The organism is Burkholderia sp. Se-20378 (assembly GCF_017104665.1).
In the GTDB taxonomy this organism is placed as follows: Bacteria; Pseudomonadota; Gammaproteobacteria; order Burkholderiales; family Burkholderiaceae; genus Burkholderia; species Burkholderia lata.
This window is the reverse complement of sequence record NZ_JAAGPG010001064.1, coordinates 1-1,141: the sequence shown is the minus strand read 5'-3', so window position 1 is coordinate 1,141 and position 1,141 is coordinate 1. Positions and strand designations below refer to the sequence as shown.

At 67.6% G+C, this 1,141-nt stretch carries 1 protein-coding gene; it reads right to left on the bottom strand.

Translation table 11 applies throughout. The annotated features are described in order from the left end of the window. Window positions 1-21: 21 nt before the first annotated feature. Window positions 22-1,141, bottom strand: a 1,120-nt coding sequence (gene flhF, locus G3N93_RS40160; RefSeq protein WP_206135540.1) for a flagellar biosynthesis protein FlhF, incomplete at its 5' end; no start/stop codon positions are given.

The window sequence follows — 1,141 nt, the reverse complement described above, 5'->3', positions numbered from 1 at the left end:
TCGGCCTGGTCGATGATTCGTTTATCCAAATCGCACCTCGTGCAGCTCGGCGGTGGAACGTGCGGTCAGTGCGGAGAGCAGCGTCGGCATGTCCTCGTCTTGCGGCACGAAGGGCGAGCCGTCGCGCGGTACACAGAACGCGCTCTTCAGCAGGAATTTGGTCGAGGCGACGTACAGGTTCTCCGGCACCTTCTGGCCGGTCGACACGTAATGGATCGGCAGCTTGTAGCGGATCACGGTGTCGAGCACGCCGCCGAGGTGGGTCGCCTCGTCGAGCTTCGTGAGGATGCAGCCGGCCAGGTCCGGATGCTCGCCCGCGCTGCGGTACGCCTGCACGACTTCGTTGAGCGTGTCGCCATGGCTCGTCGCGTTGAGCAGCAGCAGGCGCTGCACCGGCGCGTTCGCACCGTGCAGCATCGCGATCTGGTCGGATACCGCGCGGTCGCGCTGGCTCATGCCGATCGTGTCGATCAGCACGATGTGCTTGTTGCGCAGCTCGGACAGCGCCAGTGCGAGGTCGCCCGCATCCTTCACCGCATGCACGGGCACGCCGAGGATCTTGCCGAAGATGCGCAGCTGCTCGTGGCCGCCGATCCGGTAGCTGTCGGTGGTCAGCAGCGCGACCTTGCTCGCGCCGAAGCGCATCACGCAGCGTGCGGCCAGCTTCGCGGTGGTGGTCGTCTTGCCGACGCCCGTCGGCCCCATCAGCGCGAACACGCCGCCGCGCTCCATCAGCGCATCTTCGCTTTCGAGCACCGGCAGGTTCGACGCGAGTACCGACTGCGCCCATTCGGCAGCCTGTTCGAAGGTCTGCGCGCCGTCGCCGGCCGGCATGTTGTCGACCAGCATCCGCACGAGCTGCGCGGAGAAACCGGCCGCGAACAGGTGCTTCGTCAGCGCGCCATGCACGGCGCTGCGACGCTGGCGGTCGTGCCACATCAGGCTGTCGAACTGCTCTTCCATCATCCCGCGCAGCTCGCCGAGCTCCTGCATCACCGTATCGTTGACGATCCGCTCAATGCGCGACTTCACGGCGTCGGCCACCGCGGCAGCGGCGTCGGCGGACAGGCGCGTGCGCTCGGCCGCCTTCGCGGCATACGCCGCGTTCGCGTTCGCATTCGTATCGGGCGCGCGGGTGGCG